General features: G+C 66.4%; 18 protein-coding genes. 9 read left to right on the top strand and 9 right to left on the bottom strand.

The genetic code is table 11. The features are described from left to right. Nucleotides 1–921 (top strand): sucrase ferredoxin, encoded by a 921-nt coding sequence (locus K414_RS26015; RefSeq protein WP_051364937.1) that lies wholly within the window; start codon nt 1–3, stop codon nt 919–921. Nucleotides 922–1,000: 79 nt separating this feature from the next. Here the strand turns inward: K414_RS26015 and K414_RS0104470 are convergent, their stop codons facing one another. Further along, entirely contained in the window at nt 1,001–1,624 is a 624-nt protein-coding gene (locus K414_RS0104470; protein ID WP_019667073.1) for a superoxide dismutase, read from the bottom strand. A 259-nt stretch (nt 1,625–1,883) separates the two neighbouring features. Between K414_RS0104470 and K414_RS0104465 the strand changes: the two genes are divergently transcribed. Next, nucleotides 1,884–3,023: an acyltransferase gene (locus tag K414_RS0104465; protein WP_027494856.1), complete on the top strand. Its 1,140-nt coding sequence runs from the start codon at nt 1,884–1,886 to the stop codon at nt 3,021–3,023. A gap of 103 nt (nt 3,024–3,126) precedes the next feature. Here the strand turns inward: K414_RS0104465 and K414_RS0104460 are convergent, their stop codons facing one another. After that, entirely contained in the window at nt 3,127–4,071 is a 945-nt protein-coding gene (locus K414_RS0104460) for an LLM class F420-dependent oxidoreductase (RefSeq protein WP_037218886.1), read from the bottom strand. A 326-nt stretch (nt 4,072–4,397) separates the two neighbouring features. Here K414_RS0104460 and K414_RS0104455 point away from each other — a divergent pair, with 326 nt between their 5' ends. Genes K414_RS0104455 through K414_RS0104440 form a run of 4 tightly spaced genes read left to right on the top strand, consistent with a single transcriptional unit; the run spans nt 4,398 to nt 7,520 of the window. Continuing rightward, nucleotides 4,398–4,700, top strand: coding sequence for a rhodanese-like domain-containing protein (locus K414_RS0104455; protein ID WP_230074781.1), 303 nt, complete (start codon nt 4,398–4,400; stop codon nt 4,698–4,700). Next, a complete protein-coding gene (locus K414_RS26010; RefSeq protein ID WP_051364936.1) occupies nt 4,701–5,828 on the top strand; it encodes a DUF4328 domain-containing protein in 1,128 nt (375 codons plus the stop codon). Next, complete coding sequence (locus K414_RS0104445; protein ID WP_027494853.1) at nt 5,825–6,598, top strand: glycerophosphodiester phosphodiesterase; 774 nt, start codon at nt 5,825–5,827, stop codon at nt 6,596–6,598. The genes K414_RS26010 and K414_RS0104445 overlap by 4 nt, the downstream gene beginning before the upstream one ends. Before the next feature lie 10 nt (nt 6,599–6,608). Further along, nucleotides 6,609–7,520, top strand: coding sequence for a DUF5926 family protein (locus K414_RS0104440; RefSeq protein WP_027494852.1), 912 nt, complete (start codon nt 6,609–6,611; stop codon nt 7,518–7,520). A 157-nt stretch (nt 7,521–7,677) separates the two neighbouring features. Here K414_RS0104440 and K414_RS0104435 read toward each other — a convergent pair whose 3' ends face one another. The 5 genes from K414_RS0104435 to K414_RS0104415 all read right to left on the bottom strand — a co-directional run bounded on the left by K414_RS0104435 (nt 7,678) and on the right by K414_RS0104415 (nt 12,076). Next, nucleotides 7,678–8,232: a ferritin gene (locus K414_RS0104435; protein ID WP_027494851.1), complete on the bottom strand. Its 555-nt coding sequence runs from the start codon at nt 8,230–8,232 to the stop codon at nt 7,678–7,680. 112 nt (nt 8,233–8,344) lie between these two features. Further along, nucleotides 8,345–8,890 (bottom strand): ferritin, encoded by a 546-nt coding sequence (locus K414_RS0104430; RefSeq protein ID WP_027494850.1) that lies wholly within the window; start codon nt 8,888–8,890, stop codon nt 8,345–8,347. Nucleotides 8,891–8,920: 30 nt separating this feature from the next. Then, the gene (locus K414_RS0104425; protein ID WP_228139378.1) at nt 8,921–10,171 is read right to left on the bottom strand and encodes an LCP family protein; all 1,251 of its coding nucleotides are present in this window, start codon (nt 10,169–10,171) and stop codon (nt 8,921–8,923) included. Nucleotides 10,172–10,460: 289 nt separating this feature from the next. Next, nucleotides 10,461–11,267, bottom strand: coding sequence for a type II CAAX endopeptidase family protein (locus K414_RS0104420; protein WP_202595094.1), 807 nt, complete (start codon nt 11,265–11,267; stop codon nt 10,461–10,463). A gap of 38 nt (nt 11,268–11,305) precedes the next feature. Next, the gene (locus tag K414_RS0104415; protein ID WP_027494847.1) at nt 11,306–12,076 is read right to left on the bottom strand and encodes a DUF2470 domain-containing protein; all 771 of its coding nucleotides are present in this window, start codon (nt 12,074–12,076) and stop codon (nt 11,306–11,308) included. A 124-nt stretch (nt 12,077–12,200) separates the two neighbouring features. On the opposite strand from K414_RS0104415, the gene K414_RS0104410 reads away from it, so the two are divergent. From K414_RS0104410 to K414_RS0104400, 3 genes are read left to right on the top strand one after another with little or no spacing between them, the layout of a single operon-like run. Then, a complete protein-coding gene (locus K414_RS0104410) occupies nt 12,201–12,923 on the top strand; it encodes a hypothetical protein (RefSeq protein WP_027494846.1) in 723 nt (240 codons plus the stop codon). A gap of 9 nt (nt 12,924–12,932) precedes the next feature. Continuing rightward, nucleotides 12,933–13,865, top strand: coding sequence for a prephenate dehydratase (pheA, locus tag K414_RS0104405; protein ID WP_027494845.1), 933 nt, complete (start codon nt 12,933–12,935; stop codon nt 13,863–13,865). Further along, entirely contained in the window at nt 13,862–14,527 is a 666-nt protein-coding gene (locus K414_RS0104400; protein ID WP_027494844.1) for a histidine phosphatase family protein, read from the top strand. The genes pheA and K414_RS0104400 overlap by 4 nt, the downstream gene beginning before the upstream one ends. On the opposite strand, the gene K414_RS26005 is transcribed toward K414_RS0104400, so the two are convergent. Together K414_RS26005 and K414_RS0104390 are read right to left on the bottom strand one after the other, a co-directional pair. Continuing rightward, nucleotides 14,520–15,383, bottom strand: coding sequence for an ESX secretion-associated protein EspG (locus K414_RS26005; protein ID WP_051364935.1), 864 nt, complete (start codon nt 15,381–15,383; stop codon nt 14,520–14,522). The genes K414_RS0104400 and K414_RS26005 overlap by 8 nt on opposite strands. Continuing rightward, the gene (locus K414_RS0104390) at nt 15,380–16,555 is read right to left on the bottom strand and encodes a PPE domain-containing protein (protein ID WP_027494843.1); all 1,176 of its coding nucleotides are present in this window, start codon (nt 16,553–16,555) and stop codon (nt 15,380–15,382) included. The genes K414_RS26005 and K414_RS0104390 overlap by 4 nt, the downstream gene beginning before the upstream one ends. Between the last annotated feature and the right edge of the window lie 32 nt (nt 16,556–16,587).

The following is a 16,587-nucleotide window of genomic DNA, read 5'->3' as shown; positions in this document are numbered from 1 at the left end:
GTGCCGGCATCCGAACGCTGGGTCGGCTGCGCTGCAGTGGCGCGCGAGAACGACGAATCGCTTCGCGGGACAGCTGCACGCGCACACGGCTGGGTGTTGATCGAGCACCGAGGCCCGTGGGGGCGCGAACCGTGGGGGCCGGACGGGCCGCTGGGTCGAATCGGCACCGAACTCTCGCGTCGCTGCAAGGCCGTCGGGGTACGCCCGCAACTGGTGCGAGAAACGCACGGCAGGCGTGAACCCACCGAGACGCGACAGGTGTTTCTTGCGCACTCGGGTCGCCGCGGCCCGTGGCTGGAGAAATACACGGTCGACACCGTCGAGCAGATTCTCGAACTACCGATCGAAACCGCTGCGGCGGGCACCCCACCTGGTATCGGGACTCGCGTCGACCAGCGGCTCTACCTCGTCTGCACGCACGGAAAGAAGGATCCGTGCTGCGCGGTGCTCGGTCGGCCGGTGGCGGCGGCCCTCGCCGGACCCAGCGGGCGGGTATGGGAATCGACGCACCTGGGCGGCGATCGATACGCAGCGGGCATGGTGGCCCTGCCCGACGGCAGCTACTACGGCAACCTCGAACCGACCAACGCGCAGGCCGTCGTGGACGACCACGACCGCGGGCACCTCACGCTGCGCCACTACCGAGGCCGCTGCACCGACGACACCGTCGCCCAGATCGCCGAACACGCAGTACGAACCGAATACGGGCTCACCGGAATCGACGACGTCCACCCGTCCGATGTCACGTCGTCCGATGTCGCGTCGGATGTTGTGGTGGTGACGACGTCGGGAAGCGTGCAGGTACACGTGACACCCGATCCCGAGCCCCCGCGCCGAACGACCTGCCGTTCCGAGGACGTCGCGAGACCGGACCACGGCGTCGCAACCATCGGGTCGGTGCCCGCCGCCGGGAGGGCGTGACCTTCGAAATGCGACAGGGCCACCGCGTCGAACGCGGTGGCCCTGTATGCGATTGCGCGTCGTGCGGCAATCTCGAAACCTACGGGAAGATCAGGCCCGGGGTCTTCGACGTGGCGGCCTCGAAACGAGCCTGGACGTCGGCCCAGTTGACGACGTTCCAGAACGCCTTCACGTAATCGGCCTTGACGTTCTTGTACTGCAGGTAGAAGGCGTGCTCCCACATGTCGACCTGCAGCAGCGGAATGATGCCCAGCGGCACGTTGGCCTGCTGATCGTAGAGCTGGAAGGTGAGGAGCTTCTTGCCCAGCGAGTCGTAGCCGAGCACTGCCCAGCCGGAGCCCTGCAGGCCGTTGGCAGCAGCGGTGAACTGTGCGCGGAATTTGTCGAACGAACCGAACTGGTCGTCGATCGCGGCACCGAGTTCGCCTTCGGGCTTGTCGCCACCGTTGGGCGACAGGTTCTTCCACCAGATGGAGTGGTTGACGTGGCCACCGAGGTGGAACGCGAGGTTCTTCTCCAGCAGGAAGATGCTGCCGTGATCCTCGGCCTCGCGGGCTGCAGCCAGCTTCTCGAGCGCGGTGTTGGCACCGGCGACGTAGGTGGCGTGATGCTTGGAGTGGTGGAGCTCGTTGATCTCGCCCGAGATGTGCGGCTCGAGGGCGGAGTAATCGAAATCAAGGTCGGGCAAGGTGTACTCGGACACGTGGTTCCCTTCTCTAACGACGCCGTGCCCATCGCGTGATGCGGGCACGTTCGTCCTACTGCGGATCTTTCGTAGGGTTCAACCCAATCTCATTCCTACCCCTTGTGCAACCGTTGTAACCGAGATGCTTTTCTCGGAATAAATCCACGTGAACAAGACAGTTGAATTCCTGGGCTGCGAAAACCTGCGATTGTCACGAAATAGTTGCGTAACAGCGCCGAATTGGTCCACACCATGAACGGAACCTAAACTCGAGGGTGTGAAAGGGGACCGTCCGAACCGAAATTCGGTCGACGAGTCCGCAGCCGCACCGCCCGTGACCGCGCCCCGCGTCCAGATGAACGGTGCCGATCTCCTGCGCGTCATCGCCGTCTGCGCCGTCCTCTACTCGCACATCTCGTTCTACCTACTCGACGACGTCGGCGGCGACTGGTGGATGCTCGACATCGTCAACCTCGTCCTCATCGACGACATCGGCCTCAACCTCCACCTCTCCTTCGTGGGCGTGAGCATGTTCATGCTGCTCACCGGACTGCTCATCACCCGATCCGCTATGCGGCAATCGCGTCGGGACTTCATGGTCGCGCGGCTCGCCCGACTCGTGCCCGCCCTCTGGTTCGCCATCGCCCTGGCCGTCGTACTCGTCAAACTCGGCGTCAACGGCATGTTCAGCGGACAATCCGGAATCAGCAACGGAGAGGCCGTACTCAGCTTCTTCCTCGGCGGCTTCTTCCTCCGACCCGAGGTCGCCGTACTGGGCGTCACCTGGACACTCGTCGTGCAAATCGTGTTCTACCTCTACTGCGTCGCAATGCGCTCGGCGCTACGAGCAAGCCCGATCACCGTGCCCCTCATCGGAGCCGCACTCTGCACACTGGCGATCCTCTGGAACCTCTACCTGCCCCAGCCGTACACCATCCCGTTCCTCACCAAAGTCGCCGGAGTACTGCCCACCCTGTTCCTCGGCCAGATCTTCTACCTCGGCTGGGCGAAACTCGTCACCTGGCGCTGGATCGTCATCGGCGTCGTCGCACAGATCGAAGTGATCCGCCTCGCCATCGACGTCCACACCTTCTGGATGGGCGAGACCTACCTATGGTCACTGCTCGTCGTCACCGGCACGGTTCTGATCCTGGCCCGATACGACGGACCCATCACCCGCTGGCCCATCATCGGCTGGATCGGCACCCGCAGCTACGCCATCTACCTGATCCACACACTCGTGCTCTACCGCATCTACGCAGCCGTGGAACCGCACTTCGGACCGACCGCCGCCGTCCTGGCCTTCCTGACCGGCACCGCCGCACTCGCCGAAATCATCTACCGCTTGATCGAACTACCCGCAGCACGACACATCAGCACGCGCTACCGACAACTACGCACCCGATCTGCCGCTTGACCCCAGCCCGCTGGGTAGTGAGCCCCGCTGGGTAGTCAATGTGACATTTGGTGGCCTTTTCGGGGGTCAATGTCACGTTGAGTGGACTTGGGTGCGGGGGAGATCAGAGCTGCGGGATGACCTCGGAGGCGACCAGTTCGAGGTGATCGAGATCGGTGAGGTCGAGGGTCTGCAGGTACACGCGAGTCGCGCCGATGGCCCCGAAGCGGCCGATTTTGTCGACCAGTTCGGCGGGACTTCCCGCGGCCCCGTTCTCGCGGAGTTCGGAGACGTCGCGGCCGATGGCGGCTGCGCGTCGGGCGATGTCCTCCTCGGTGCGGCCGCAGCACAGGACGAGTGCGTTGGAGTAGACGAGGGAGTCGGGGTCACGGTCGGCGGCAGTGCAGGCGGCGCGGACGCGTCCGAACTGCGTTTCGGTGTCGGCCAGCGAGGCGAAGGGGATGTTGAATTCATCCGCGTATTTCGCGGCCAGGGCCGGGGTGCGCTTCTTGCCTCCGCCGCCGATGAGGATGGGGGGACGCGGCGATTGGACGGGCTTGGGGAGGGCGGGGGAATTGGTGACGGGGTAGTGGGTTCCCGCGTGCGAGAACGTCTCGCCGGTCGGTGTTTCCCACAGCCCGGTGATGACGGCGAGGGACTCTTCCAGTCGGTCGAAGCGTTCACCGAGCGCCGGGAACGGCAGGCCGTATGCCTTGTGCTCGTCCTCGAACCAGCCGGCACCCAACCCCAGGTCGACGCGGCCACCGCTCATGGCGTCGACCTGCGCGACGCTGATGGCGAGTGGGCCGGGGTAGCGGAATGTGGCGGAGGTGACGAGCGTGCCGAGCCGGATGGTCGACGTCTCACGAGCCAGGCCGGCCAGGGTGATCCACGCGTCGGTGGGGCCGGGCAACCCGTCGCCGCTCATTGCGAGGTAATGGTCGGATCGGAAGAAGGCACCGTAGCCGAATTGCTCCGCGGCTGTGGCGACCCGGAGGAGGTCGTCGTAGGTGGCGCCCTGTTGCGGTTCGGTGAAGACGCGTAGCTCGACCGAGGAGTGAGAAGTCATGTTTGCCAGGGTAATCAGCTTGGATAAACGACCGCAGACAACTGCTGTGTCAAATCACGATCGATCCACAGCCTTCGTTGGTACTCGATACACCGGCATTCAGTTGTGAGGCCGTGACCTGTGGATAGAAACCGGCACGGGCCCCGATTCTGTGCATCAACCTGTGGATATTGTGGATAACTTTTGTGAGCCAAAGTGACGTAGGTCATAGCTGGGGCCGTCCATCGTCAGGCGGGCACGAGTGGCAGTCGCGATCGCACCCGTGACAAGATCGAGAGGTGTCTCACCCCGAGCAGTCGCCCGCCGTCACCGTAGACCGCCTTCCGGTGCCGTTCCCGGAAGCGGCAGTGCTGCTCGACGTCCGAGAAGACGACGAGTGGCAGGCCGGACATGCACCCGGTGCCGTGCACATCCCGATGGGCGACATTCCGTCCAGAGCAGGCGAAATCGACAACCAGTCCGAGATCTACGTCGTCTGCAAAGCCGGCGGGCGCTCGGCTCGGGTCGTCGAATACCTCAATCGCGTGGGCTACGAGGCCATCAACGTCGAGGGCGGGATGCTCGACTGGCATGCCGCCGGTAGGCCGATCCAGCGCGACGACGATTCGGACGAAGCGAGAATCATCTAGATGTCGGCACCGCAGGGGCGCGCACAGGCGTTCCAGGTCTGCGCCCGCTGCAGCACTCGCTGGGCGGTCGGCGCACGGCCGGGTACGTGGTGCCCCCGCTGCCACGGCGTGCTGCTCTCGCCGGTGTCCGCTCGGGCACCGGCACAGGGCCGCCGCAATTTTCGTTGGATTGCGCGGCCTGCGTCGTCGAAGGGCAAGGCCAGCGGTCCCGCCCGGGTCGCGGCACCCACCCCCACTCCGCGTTACGACTCGACGCCCACGTGGGGGCTGCGCGACACCCCACGCGACCCCGCAGCACACACGCCCGTCGGCCGCGTCGAGCAGTACGCAGCCAACGCGCAGACGTTCGTCTGGATCACGGCGCTGCTGCTCGGGCTGGCGGCGTTCGCCGAGCTGTTTCGCTACGGAATTCTGCTGTACAACCGCACCCGACTGCTGTCGCCGATCACGCTGGCAATTTCCGATGCGCTGGTCTATTTCGCGCAGGTCGGCGCGCTCATCGTCGGTCTGCTCGCGCTGATCACGACGTCCTGCTGGCTGGTTCGGCAACGCCGGCTGGCCTACGCATCGGTCGGGGCGACCGAGCCGCGGTCGGTGCGATGGATGCTGCTGCTCTCGATGCTGCCTCTGGTTCGGATCGTCATGCCCGGGGTGTACCTGACGGAGATCGTCCGTCTCCGAGCCGAAGCCGACGGCGACGTGTACCGCGAGCTCACCTTGATCCGGATCTGGTGGGCCGTCTGGGCGACGAGCAACGCGCTGGTCGTCGTGCAGGTGCTGTGGAGTCTGCGCAACACACTGCAAGCCCGCGCCGACGGCGTTCTGCTCGCCGCCGTCGTGGCGCTCGTGGCCGCAGTTTCCGCGGTGCTGACCCTGGCCGTCATGCGCCGACTCGAGGGCCGCACCCTGCGCGGTTCGGCGTTGTCTCGTCCCACCCGCTGGGTCATCGCACCCAGCATCGAGCGAAAGACCACGCAGTCCGAGACCGAGCAGTCCGAGACCGAGCAGACCGAGACCCAGACTGAGCAGACCGAGACCCAGACTGAGCAGACCGAGACCGAGCCGGCCGACGCAGCTCGTGCGGACTCCGGGGCCGAGAAGGACGACCGGGCGGTGACGGTCTCGTGAGCCCGGACCGACGCGGCCCTTTGGTCGTCGCGCACCGAGGAGCATCTGCGGCGAAGAAGGAACACACGCTCGCGGCCTACGATCTCGCGTTACGGGAGGGAGCGGACGGCGTCGAATGCGACGTCCGGCTCACGAAGGACGGCCGCATCGTGTGTGTGCACGACCGCCGCGTCGACCGAACCTCGAACGGCACCGGAATCGTCAGCGAGATGACCTTCGACGAGCTCGCCCGGTTGAACTACGGCGATGCTGACGAACCCGCCGAACTTCTGACGCTGCACGACCTGATCGCGCTGATTCTGGATTGGACCAGCAAGCCGGTCAAGCTCTTCATCGAAACCAAGCATCCGGTGCGCTACGGCTCGCTGATCGAGGCCTCGGTGCTGGCCGAGCTGCACCACTTCGGCATCGGCGCGCCTGCCTCGGCGGATCATTCGCGGGCGGTCATCATGTCTTTTGCGCCCTCGGCCGTGTGGCGAGTGCGCCGCTCGGCACCGATGCTTCCGACGGTCCTCCTCGGTGACAGCTCGCACTATCTGGGCGGCGGAGCAGCGACGACCGTCGGTGCCACCGCGGTCGGTCCGTCGATCCGGGCGTTGCGTGAGCACCCGACGCTCGTCGATCGTGCAGCCGCGTCGGGCCGTGCCAGTTACGTGTGGACGGTCGACGAGAAAGAGGACGTGGACCTGTGCCGGGAACTCGGTGTCGGGTGGATCGCGACCAACCATCCCGGACGAACGCGCGCCTGGCTGGAATCGAAGAACGTGTAGGTTTTCTGGCGTGGGTAAGAGCAAAAGAAACAGCGGACCGAAGCAGGACAGCAACCGGGCGGCCAAGCTCGCACAGCGTGAGGCCGAGCGTGCAAGCCTCGAGTCGGGGACGACGCGGCCGTTCGAGGGCCTGGCCGCAGAATGCGACCTGGTAGCGCTGCGCGAATTCGTGCCGTCGGCCACCGCCACCGCGCCGATCACGTCCGGCGGCCGCACCGTCACTCTGGCAACGGTATTGCCGGGAGCCGTCGCCGCTCTGGTACGCGAAGAGGCGGGCACTGTAGAAGGATTCGTCGGCCTGCAGGTTCAGACGCAGTCGAAAGACGTTGCAGCAGATATCAGTAGCGCGTTGGGCTGGGTCGCCGCCGCCCCCGCAGGTGAGTCGCTCGAAGCTTCGAAGGTGGACGAGAACACCCCCGCATTGACCGATGTCCTCGACCCGTCCGCGCTCCTCGAGATCACCGTGCATCAGGATTTCAATTGGTGGATCCCGGAAAGTGCCACTCCCGCAGCCGATGTGGCCGCAACCGTGGAGCGCGCGAATCAGGCGATCATGCCCTCGGCGCGGATCGAGGCGGACGGTGTCGTTGCAGCATGGTGGGTCGATGCCGGCGACAAGGCGCACATCCGGTGGGTTCGCCCGGAGAGCGAGGACGACGTCATGCTCGCCCTCGCACGGTTGCACGCTGCCGGAGACCTGAATCTCGGTGAGGGCTCGCGGTACGCAGGCTCGTTCCGTACGCACGGGTTGCTGGTGCCGGTGTTCGATCTCGATCCGGAGATGCATCCCACCGAATGGGCTGCTCCGACAAAGGAATTCGGGGAGAAGCTGAACGAGGCTCTTGCCGTCGACGCCCCGCTCACGGGAGCGCAGCTGCGTTCGCGGGACGGCCTTCGTGGCCGTCAGGTCACCCTGCGCTGAGCAGTCGAGCCCAACCGAGAGGTGCGGCGGCCCGAAAGATGGTGCACCGAAACGCACGTCGGGTGGCCGTCGGACAAGGGGCTGCTTGTCCGATGACCACCCGTATGAGCGCGAGATCTCTCGCGTTACTCGTCGATGCGTGTCGCGTGAAGCGAAATTACAGCGATCCGCCGGCAACGGTGGGTGCGCCTGCATCGGCGACGACGCTGGTGTTCATCTCGCGGGCAACGAACTGCTCGAGGTCGAACAGGTTGTGGCCGGCGCGGTCTGCGATGTTGAGCAAAGTCTTCATGCTGGCAACTTCCTCGACCTGCTCCTTGAGGAACCACTGCATGAACTGCTCGCCGAGGTAGTCGCCCTCTTCGCGGGCGGTGCTCGCCAGAGCGATGATCTGCTCGGTGACCGTCTCTTCCTGTGCCAGTGCGAGGGCGATGGCCTCACGCGGGTCCGTGAACACGGACTTCGACGCGTCGACACCGGTCAATTCGACGGTGATGTCGCGATCGAGGAAGTACTGGACGATCATCATCGCGTGGTTACGCTCTTCGACCGACTGCGCGTAGAAGTGCTTGGCCAGCTGCGGCAGGTCGACATTCGCGAAGTAGACGGCGGTGGCGATGTATTGCTGCGAGGCGTTGAACTCGTTGCGGATCTGGTCGCGAAGAAGTGCGTGGAACTTGGTGTGGTTCGTTTCTTTGATGTCTGCGCTCATGGTGAGGACAATATGCCTGGTCAGAGGGCATTGTCATCCAAGTCGAGCCTTATTGAGGCGAACGTAGCCTAATACAGTGAATCCTAAATGTCCCCTCTGAGCAGGGCGTTAGTTACGCGCTTCCGGCCTCTTTGGGTGCATTGGTGGCGCGGGTCACCGAGCCGAGCTCGCGTGCCACGTACTGCTCGATGTCGAACAGATCCGAACCTGCTCGCCGCACGATGTTGAGGAGGCTCTGCATCGCGGCTACTTCCTCGACCTGTTCGGTGAGGAACCAGTGCATGAATTGCTCCCCGATGTAATCGCCCTCGGCTCTGGCCGCCTGTGCGAGCGCGGTGACCCGATCGGTGACCGCCACCTCCTGCGCCAGCGCCAATCCCACCGGTTCGGCGACCGAATCGAACGCGGTCACCACGTCGTCGATGCCCGACGCGTCCACCTCGAGTCGGTTGTCGATGAGGAACCGAATCATCATCATGGCGTGCCGACGCTCTTCGGCCGACTGGGCGTAGAAGCGGTGCGCCAACTGCGGAAGATCGTTGCGGTCGAACCAGATCGCGATGGCGACGTACTGCTGCGAGGCGGTGAACTCGTACCGAACCTGGGCGCGCAGTAGATCGTGAAACGAGGTGGTGGGCTCATGCGACGGCAATGTCATGATCCACAACGTACCGGCCGCACGCCCCCGTCAGGGGCCGCCGGTCAGCAGATCTGCCGGAATTTCCCGATCCTGAGCGATGGCGTCGAAGAATGCCGGTGCCCTGGTGTCGTCCCACACGAGGACGTTGCCGACATCGGAGTCCTGGAAGCCGCCGACCGGCACGGTCGTCGTCACCGGCCCACCGCGCATCGCCCAGGCCAACCCGGCCAGGTTCCAGATGTGGTCTCCGTCGTCGACACTCAACGACGACGCGGTATCGGACACCAACGGCCACAGTTTCAAAGGATTGAGGAAAGTGGAAGCGCTGGTTGCCTTGTCGAGCAGAGCGGACATGAAGGCCCGCTGGTTGTTCATCCGGTCGAGGTCGGCCAATGCGGTCGCGCGGGATCGCACGAAGCCGAGTGCCTCGGAACCGTCGAGATCCTGACAGCCCGCGGGAATGTTGATGCCCGCCAACGGATCGTCGATCGCGTTCTGCACACACACGTTGACTCCACCGACGGCGTCGACGATTCCGGCGAAACCACCGAAGCCGATCTCGGCGTAGTGATCGATGTGTACACCCGTCGCGCCCTCGACCGTCTGCACCAACAGGGACGGCCCGCCGAATGCGAACGCCGCGTTGAGCTTGTCCTCGCCGTTGCCGGGAATCGGCACGTACGAATCGCGGGGCAGGCTGACCATCGTCGTCGCCCCGCCGCCCTCGGGGATGTGGATCATGATGATCGTGTCGGTGCGGCTGGGGCCCACCTCGCCGCCGGTCGCGAGAGATGCTTCCTGCTCCGGCGTCAGGCCGGCTCGTGAATCCGATCCGACGAGAAGCCAATTGGTGCCCGGGGTGTCGCCGATCCTGCCGGGGTACGAGGTCAGAGCGTCGACTCGCGTGAGCGAACTGTCGACGTAGTAGACGATGCCGCCGATGCCCAGAACGAGGACGAGCAGGACGATCAGGAAGCGACGGCCCCAGCGCCGACGCTTGCGCGGCTTCGCAACCTTGGGGGGACGTGAATCACGTTGTGGCCGAGCTGGTTCCGGTCGGCGTAAGGCGCGCTGCGGAGAAGCCGGTGGCTGCCTGCGCTCGTCGACGTACGGTTCCGGTTGTTGGCGCGGTGCGTACCCGGTGCGCCCGGCCTCGTCCTCGGCAGCGCGGGAGTACTGGCGCGTCGAGTTCGGCGGAACGGAACCGGCAGGGCCGGGTTCGGGTGCCTGCGACCACGCCTGTTGCGGTGGGACAGGGGCGCCGTGGCGGGGAGCGGCCGGGCGGCCGTCGCGTCTGATGAATTCGGTGCCCTCGGGTGCGGGCCCCGGACGGCGAGGGGTCCCTCGCTCCGCGGGAGGTTCCGGGTTGTACCGACGGGGGTTCGGAACCGGCGGCGGACCGGGTCGGTACTGACGTGGTGGCGGCGGTGGCTGTCCAGGGGCCCCACCGGCGCGCCGAGGCGGGGGAGGGGGCTGCTGGCCGGGTGGTCGACGCGGTGGCGGCGGCTGGCTCGGCGGCGGGGTACGCCGATTGGGCGCGCCGTGCCGTCCGTAGCGATCGTCGTCGTTCACGAATCGACTGTACCCATCAGGGCAACCACGCCAGGTGTTCGCGCAGCAGGGCGTAACCGACGAACGCGACGATGTCGATGAGTGCGTGCGCGATCAGCAGTGGCCACAGCCTCCCGGTGCGCTGCCAGTATCGGCCGAACACCAGGCCCATCAGGAAGTTGCCGACGCCGCCGCCCACCCCCTGATAGAAGTGGTAGCTCCCGCGCAGCAGCGAGGAGCACAGCAAGGACTTGTTCTCGCTCAAGCCGAGTCGGCGCAGTCGAGAGATCAGGTAGGCGACGACGATGATCTCCTCGGCACCGGAGTTGGCCAGCGCATACAGAATCAGGGCGGGCACTCGCCACCAGTGGTCGTCGAGCGCGCTGGGTACGACGTTCAGATTGAATCCCAGGGCGTTGCCGACCAGGTAGAGCGCGAGACCCGGCAGCCCGATGAGTGCCGCCAGCCCGACGCCGTGGCCGAGATCGATCTTCAGGCGCGGTTTCGCCAGTCCGATCGCACGCGGTGCCAGATCTGCTCGCCACAGCAGGTACAGCCCCAAGGCTCCCCATGCGCACAGGCGCAGGATGCTCAGCAGCTGGAACAGCAGGTCGATGACGCTGAAACTCGATCGCGAGGAGTTCAGTGCGACCGTCTGATCGGACAGCGATGCGGTCTGCAGGGCATCCTCGACCAGCGAGAGAATGCTGCTCATGCCACTGAGGCCGAACGTCACCAGCAGCACGATCGCGATCTCGACCTTGATGGTCGTGCGTTCGCGAGCATCGGGCGGTGGCGCGGTGCTCTCCGGCGGCGGTGGCGTCAACCAATTCCTGAAGTCGATCACGGCACGAGTGTGCCCTGTTGTGCCTCGCGGCGGCGTCAGCCCCGGGCGCGCAGACCGTTGAGGAACGGGCAACCGGCGAGGACCCGGAGGGCCCGGCTCAGGGAGATCGTGTCGTCGACGGGCGCGGCGAAGCCCAACCGGACGTCGTTGTCGCCGCACTCGCCCTCGATACGCAGACGAATGCCGTAGCGGTCGATGCCCAGCGGACGCACGCGTCCCTGCCGCAGCGACGGTGGGAGGCGTCGGGACAGTTGCGCGAGGAGGTCGGGATGATCGGAGTCGAGGTGCTCGAGCCAGCTCGTTTCCATCTCCCAGAACGGATCGGGCTCGGCTGCCAGCAGCGAGTCGACGTCGACCGGCTCGGCTCCGGTGCTGTCCGCCACCACTGCGGAGCCGACGATCAGACGCACCAGGGAGGTGGTGTGGCCGACGTCGAGCAGTGCCGCGTGGGGATGCTCGGCGGCCACCGCGCCGGCCATCGGGCGCATCAGCGATTCCGGCACCGGGCGCAATTCTCCGCGCAGCCACACCAGTGACCGCACCGGTTCGCGCAATGCGAGAGGTGCGTGATCGGTGAGCTCGACGACGGCAGGAACGCCGGCGCGGGAGGACTGCCACCTGATCGCGTCGTCGAGGGAATCGGTGGGGACCGCCAGAATCATCTCGCCGTTGGGGCGCAGGTGGTGCAGGGACGTCACGACGGGGTCGCTGCCGTCGATCACGAGAGCTGCACCCTCGGCGCGCATGCAGGCGCTGCGTACGCGCTCGGCGGTGGACGGTCCGGTGGTGGTGGTTGCGCCGAGCATGGGCTCCTCCGATGCGATCGGTACAGTTGAATGGCCAGTAGGTGAGGCATACCTAAGTAACGTGCCCCTAAGTTAGCCGGATGCGGCGGGTATCGCAAGGGCAAGCTGGGACTACCGTGAAGACGTGCCGATTCCGTTGACCCTCGGTGTGCCGCACCGACCAGATCCGAACGCGCTCGTCGCCGGACTGCTGCAGCCGTTCTGCGCCGATGCCCCTGCCGTGCAGGCCGCTCCACGCGCCGCCGAGTACGGCCCGCCCGTCGTGCTGGCCTCGACCCTGCTGACGCTGCCGCCCACCGAGAACCTCGGGCGCATCGTCGTGCGACTCGACATCGACCCGGACGAGCTCCGGGCCTCGAGCGCAGGCAACTACGAAGCCGTTCGATTCGAGGTCGACGCGGTCCCCGAGCATCTCGCCGACGCGCTCGGGTTACGGCTGCCCTCGCCCCTCGTCGTCTTCCCGGTGTTCGACGCGATCGACGTGGCCGAGACCGCGGAGACCATCGTTGCCGCTCATCGGACCCCCGGCATCGGTGTCGGCGACACGGCGCGGCGTATCGCCGACGTGCTCGCCGTCGTCTCGCATGCCGATGTCGGTCTGGTCGCCCGCGCCGACACCGGAGACGAGGTGATCGCGATCCTCGCGGCGACGGTGGCATCGCTGCGCGGAGACGACATCGCGTCGGCTCTGGCCGCGCCGAATGTCGACGCTCTGCGCAAGCTCATACCCGAGGCCGCCGAGGCCGTGCGGGAGGTGCTGCTGGGTGTCGAGATCGTCGACGCCGTCGCCGCCCGCGCCCGGCTGGTCGACGTCGGTTTGATCGCTTCGGGGACGTCGACAACGTAACCTCGAGACGTGCCTCGCATCGCTTACTTCGGCCCATCGGGAACGTTCACGGAGATGGCGCTGGCGCAGTTCGAAACGCTCGGCGCATTCGACGGGGTCGGCCTGAGCGGGGACGTCCAGAGGGTGTCGGCCGCGAGCCCGCCCGCGGCGCTCGAGGCCGTTCGATCCGGTGCCGCCGACGCCGCAGTGGTTCCCATCGAAAGTTCCATCGAGGGGGCCGTGCCGCCGACGCTCGACGCATTGTCCGAAGGACGGCGATTGCAGATCGTCGCCGAGACGGAGATCGAGGTCGCCTTCACCATCGTCGGCGGACCCGGTGTCACTCTCGACTCGGCCCGCACGATCAGCGCGTACCCCATCGCCCTCAGCCAGGTCCGGCAGTGGTTGCAGGCCACGATGCCCGACGCCGTCGTGCAGTCCGCGACCTCGAATGCCGGTGCAGCAGAAGATGTTGCCGCCGGCGTGGTCGACGCCGCCGTCTCGACACGCTTGGCCGGGGAGCGGCTCTCATTGCCGACGTTGGCCGACGGCATCATCGACGTCGAGGGTGCGCGCACCCGCTTCGTGCTGGTGACTCCGCCGCAGCCGGTGCCTGCCCGCACCGGTGCCGATCGCACCTCGGTGGTGCTGAAGCCGCCGAACGACCCGGGTACGCTGCCGGCAGCGTTGGCGGAGTTCGGAATTCGCAACATCGATCTGACGTTCATCGAATCACGCCCTACCCGTTCGCAATTGGGCACTTACATGTTCTTCGTCGATTGCGCCGGGCATGTGGACGATCCCCTCGTCGCCGAGGCGCTGACCGCGTTCCACCGGAAGATGCCACTACGTTTCCTCGGATCATGGCCCACAGCAACGACATCGGGAGGTTCGGTGCCGCAACCGATCGACGAGCATGTGCAGTGGTTGTCCGAAATCCGTTCCGGTCGGGGTGATCTGTGATGGGCAAGCTCATTCTCGTTCGGCACGGGCAGACCGTCTCCAACGTCGCGAAGAAGCTGGACACAGCGCCGCCGGGAGCCGAACTCACCGAGCTCGGGCACCGACAAGCCGAGGCGTACGCGCAGACGCGGCTGGGTAATCCCCCCGCCGTGTTGGTCTCGTCGATTGCGTTGCGCGCCAAGCAGACTGCGGGCTACGTCGAGCGCGGCACCGGAGTGCCCCTCGTCGTGACCGACGGTATCCAGGAGACGTCCGCCGGAGAACTGGAAGATCGAGACGATCCCGAGGCGCACCGACTGTTCACCGAAATCTTCTACCGGTGGCATACCGGAGATCTGGATGCAGCCGCGCCGGGCGGCGAGAGCGGGCGCGCAGTGTTGGCGCGCTACGTCCCGGTGCTCGACGAGCTGCGTGGACAGTACCTGGGTGACGACACCGCCGGAGACGTCGTCGTCGTGAGCCACGGGGCCGCAATTCGACTGGTCGCGGCGGCCCTCACCGGTGTCGACGGCACCTTCGCCGCCGACAACCATCTCGACAACACCCAGACAATCGAGCTGTTGCCGCTACTCGACGGTGGCTGGGCATGCGCCAAGTGGGGCACGTTCCTGCCGCCGTTCGAGGGCAAGGGCAGCGACAAGGCAGACAACCCGATCAGCTGATCGCGGGATTGCCGATCGCTGGGTTCGTGGTCGCTGGGTTGGTGGTCGCTGGGTCCTTGGCCGACGAGATCAGCTCTGTCAGAGCCGCTGTCACCCGGTGATCCGACGCGCCGGTCAACGAGCTCCACGAACGACCGTCCGCGGCGACAGCGGAGGTGGCGACGATCCGTCCGGCGCGGGTGTCGAACAGGGCCACCGGACGCCCGGCCCCGCGTCGAGTCCCGTGCCTGCGGGTCACGGCCGTGATCTCGGTCCTGCCCGCGCACGTGGCCATCGCCGCGGCCAGAGTGAGGGCCCGGTCGTCGGCGATTCCGATGCTGCGCAGACGGGAAGCGGTGCCCCCCACGTCGGACGGTGCCGCGTCCAGTGCCTCGGCCAGCAGGTCGGTGGGCGCGTTGATGCTGCCGGGATCGAACGGCGGTGCCGATCCCAGCGACGAGACGAGATCGCGAGCCGGATCCCCGGCGATGACGCGCAGGGTGACGATGTTCTCTCGCCGTACCGCCGACACCGCGATGGTGTCGTCGGATGCGATGCAGATCCGAGTCACGGGAACGGTGTCGCCCTCGAACTGTCGCGCCGAGACGTACCAGCGGGGTTGTTCCAGGACCCGCAGCCAGTGGCGAACGTCCTCGTGGACCGCGGTGCCGTCCCACAGTCCTGCCGCCGCGAGGGCCTGACGGCCGCGGTCGACAGCACGGTCGCGGGCTTTCGCGTCGTCGAAGCGTGGGAAGACGTCGAGCACGACGGGTAGTTCGGCAATCGAGAGTTCGTCGACCAGGAAATCCATCTCGTCGACACCGAGTGCGGCACTCGGCAGTGTGTGGCCCACCGGCACGGTTCCCAAGTCGATCACCGGCCGTTCTCACTGATGTTGTCGAGGGCTGGGTCTGCTCCGATGACCGACGGTGCCACCGTGCGGCCGTCGGCGAAATGCTCGAACTGTTTCAGGTATTCCGGGGTGTCGTGTTCGTCGTCGTCCTGCGCCCGTGTTCCCGACGCGGGCGCAGCACCAGTTCCAGTTCCGCGCTGAGCGAGTCCGCCCTCGGCTGCGGTCGGTGCGCCGACCGCGGAGGCAGGACTGCTCTGTACTGCACCCGTGAGCGCCGGTCCACCGCCGAGGGGACTGGACGCCGAGCCGGGCACTCCCAGTCCGCCGCCGATGCTGCCGATGCTTCCGCCCAGTCCGCCGTATGCCACCGGACGGGTGGATGCCGGCCCGACGGCGTGAGGTCCCGAACCACCGGGTGCGAAGGAGTGGCCGATGCCGGATCCGGGTCCAATCGGCGGCGGCGTCGAGACCAGGTTGGATGCCGCGGTGGCCACCGTGGATACGCCTGTTCCGGCGATCGAGGTGGCGGCACTGCCGAGCTGCCCGGCTGCGGCTGCGACGCCGGGGTTCTGAGTCGCGGCCATCAAACTGCCGACCGCAGCCTGAACGGGAGACGTCATCAGCGCACCGTTGGCGAATTTGCCGAGACCACTGCCGGATTCGGACACGATGGCGGGCGCATGATCGAACGTCGTCTTCGCGATCAGGTGCGAGGAGACCAGCTCGAAACCCTCCATGACCATGGCTGCGCGGATGTCGAGCAATCGATCTGCGACCTCGGCTGCCTCGTAACTTCCGTTCAGTGCACCGCCGGTCGACGCAGCCGTCACCTTGGCAGCTTGCACGGCACCGATCTCGACGAGCGACGGCATGGTGGCCAGTGCGACGCCGTACGAGGTTCCCGCGGCGGGGGCTTCGATCGACAGTGCCGCCGCCTTCAGTGCGGTGGCACCGGTCCACGTGGCGAACCGGGCGAGGGCGGCCTGCGCGAGGAGAGCCGACTCACCCTCCCAGCCTGCAGTCAGAGCTGTCGTGATGGCGGCGATGCTCACCGAGGCCTCGGTGAAGGCCGCGGCCACCGAACCCCAGGCCCCGCCTGCGACATGTAGAGGCACCGGCCCGGGCCCCAACAGTCGCGTCGAATTTCCTGTCGCAGTTCGTGGTAGCCACACCACACCTGTCACACCGAGCGTCATTGTCCAGCCCCCATCATGTTCGAGCCCCCGTG

Source organism: Rhodococcus sp. JG-3, from assembly GCF_000482405.1.
Taxonomy (GTDB): Bacteria; Actinomycetota; Actinomycetes; order Mycobacteriales; family Mycobacteriaceae; genus Rhodococcoides; species Rhodococcoides fascians.
The sequence above is the reverse complement of the archived record's forward strand: the minus strand, read 5'-3'. Positions and strand labels throughout refer to the sequence as shown.